This window comes from uncultured Campylobacter sp. (assembly GCF_938015785.1).
Classification (GTDB): Bacteria; Campylobacterota; Campylobacteria; order Campylobacterales; family Campylobacteraceae; genus Campylobacter_B.
This window is the reverse complement of record NZ_CALLWC010000003.1, coordinates 1-2,468: the sequence shown is the minus strand read 5'-3', so window position 1 is coordinate 2,468 and position 2,468 is coordinate 1. Positions and strand designations below refer to the sequence as shown.

At 47.2% G+C, this 2,468-nt stretch carries 3 protein-coding genes; 2 read left to right on the top strand and 1 reads right to left on the bottom strand.

All coding sequences use genetic code 11. From position 1 onward, the window contains the following. Positions 1–174: 174 nt before the first annotated feature. The gene (locus tag Q0393_RS00030) at positions 175–990 is read right to left on the bottom strand and encodes a lipid-binding SYLF domain-containing protein (protein ID WP_298976959.1); all 816 of its coding nucleotides are present in this window, start codon (positions 988–990) and stop codon (positions 175–177) included. 108 nt (positions 991–1,098) lie between these two features. On the opposite strand from Q0393_RS00030, the gene Q0393_RS00025 reads away from it, so the two are divergent. Both Q0393_RS00025 and Q0393_RS00020 read left to right on the top strand, forming a co-directional pair. Further along, positions 1,099–1,911: a M23 family metallopeptidase gene (locus Q0393_RS00025; protein WP_298976957.1), complete on the top strand. Its 813-nt coding sequence runs from the start codon at positions 1,099–1,101 to the stop codon at positions 1,909–1,911. A 25-nt stretch (positions 1,912–1,936) separates the two neighbouring features. Continuing rightward, the coding region (locus Q0393_RS00020) for a hypothetical protein (RefSeq protein WP_298976955.1) at positions 1,937–2,468 on the top strand (532 nt) is incomplete at its 3' end.

Sequence of the window (2,468 nt, the reverse complement as noted above, 5' to 3'; positions counted from 1 at the left end):
GTTTTTATATATCCAATAACTTATAAAAATTAAATAAAATACTTTAGTAAAGAATCAATAAATCTTCTTAAAATAACCTATGTACTTTCAATTTCACGCTGCTTGCGCACTCTTGTACAAACTCAACGCAAAGCAAAAACAAGAAGCCCCATAAGTGGGGCTTAGCTCGATAATTTATTTTGCTTTTTTAGCCTTTTTGCTTCGCGTAGCCTTAGCATGAGTTCTAGGAGAGCGGCTTGAGATGATCGGCTTGCCGTCCGGATATTTTTTCTGCACGTGATTTACAGGTATCGCCGCACTGCTGCTAGCGCCGTATTTCTCGCCGTTTGTAAAATACTTCCTCATCACTTCTTTCCATCTTTTTGCGTATTTATTCGCGCGCGGAGAGTCATTTAAGATGTCCTCGTAGTCGTAAATTCTCTCATAGAAGTCGTTGGTTAGCTGATCGTCGATAGTGATTCTGCCGTTGTCGATCGATACGCCTAGGTAGACGCCTGTTTGCTCGCCCGGGCTTACCATCCATGCAGAAATATCAGGTAGATCGGTTGCGCGACCTGTTCTTCTACCTACGCCGCCTGCTGCGGCACCTACATTGATCTCAAGGGTGTCTGTGCCAGTAAAAATGTCTTGATATGACTTCGTAGTATGGAAGATCATCACGATGTCGCTCGTCTCATAGCCTGCTTGTAAGCCTACGCCATAGCCTTTATATTTGATAAAAATCGGTGAACTCCACTCGCCGTTCTCGCCTTTGACGCTAAAAATTCCATCGCCGTATTGTAGCGATGCGCCCGCAGCTAAACGTTTTACGTCGGTTAGGATTGCGACGGCTTTGGCGCTGGTTAGATAGCGCTCATCGGTGCCGAAGTTATTAGCCGCTACGAAAGATCTAACGACGTTAGTCGCCGCTATAACCTCTTGATTTGCCACGACGTCCGCGTGCAAAAGACCGCAAAGTGCAACAGATGCTAGAAGCAAAAACTTTTTCATCATTTAATCCTTTTAAAATTGAATTTTCGTTATTATAACAGCAATTTCATTTGTTTTAGCTAATTTTTAACAAAAAATTGATGAAAAATAACGAATTTTGGAAAATTTATGAAATTTCTAGCTATTTTTGCACTTTTGACGATTAAAATTTTCGCTTTAGACATAGTAAACGGTGATGTTGTTATCTTAAAATTAGATAAAAGCACGACCGAGTTGAGCTTTGGCTCAAAGAAAATCCCCCTCATCACGGCGCCAAATTCTAGCGATAAGATCGCCGTTTTGGCGGCGAACTACCGCGCCAAGGGGGATTTTACGCTGCGGATAGTAGATCAAAGCGGCAGCCACGAGCAGATCGTCGCTTTGAAAAAGGGCGAGTATAAAAAAGAGGCTCTAAGCGTCGCTCCGGGTAAAGTTAAACCACCCAAAGAAGCCGCCGCGCGTATCAAAAAAGAGCTCGACGAAGCCAACGCGATCTATGCGATTACCACGCCGCGCTATCTTTTTTCCACGCCGTTTGAGCTGCCTTTAAACTCCAAAATAACCTCTGCATTCGGCAATGCCCGCACCTTTAATGGCGAGCTTAAAAGCTATCACAGCGGCACAGATTATCGTGCCGCGGTAGGCACTGCGGTGCGCGCAGCCAATGACGGCGTCGTAGTCATCGCCAAAGATCGCTACTACGCTGGCGGTTCGGTCGTGATTGATCACGGCGGCGGCATCTATTCGCAGTACTATCATCTAAGCGAGATCAAAGTGGCGCTTGGCGATCACGTTCACAAGGGCGATGAAATCGCGCTTTCGGGCGAGAGCGGTAGAGTTAGCGGCCCACATCTGCACTTCGGCATCGCGATCAACGGCGTGAGCGTCAATCCGCTAAGCTTCGTCGCTAAATTCAACGAAGTGGTTTTTGGCGAGCGCTAAAATGCTCTACAATCCGAAGGAATTAATGAAAAAAATTCTCGCAGGCAGCGATTTCAAGCTAAAAGGCTCGGTCAGAGGTCGTGTGCGCGTCGCGAGTAGGGACGGAGCGATCGTAAATTTTACCGCTGCAGACTTCGGTGTGCAGAGCCTAAACGACAAAATTTCGCTTAGTGGCGAGCAGTTCGAGCGCTTTAGAGCTAGAATTTTTGGGATTTTAAACTCTGGCGGACGCGAGCTTGCAGGCAGGCTCACGCTCTCTTCTACGCCCAAAAAGAAAGCCCGCGCAGATCGTCTCCGCGCGGCAGATGGCTATGCTGAGTTTGACGGCGCCTGCGATTTTGGTAGCTTTTGCGAAGGAGATTTAAGCGCAGTTTCGCCCGAGGCTGGCGGCAGCTTGGCAAAGACTTCGTATGCCACAAATGCAAGGTGTGGCGATTTTCCTGCGCGCAGCGCTCATAACGCGCAAGATTTTACTTCGCAGGCAGAATTTCAAGATGTTTCGCAAGCAGAATTTTATGGTGCGGCTCGGGCGGAATTTTGCGTAGATACCGCGTGGG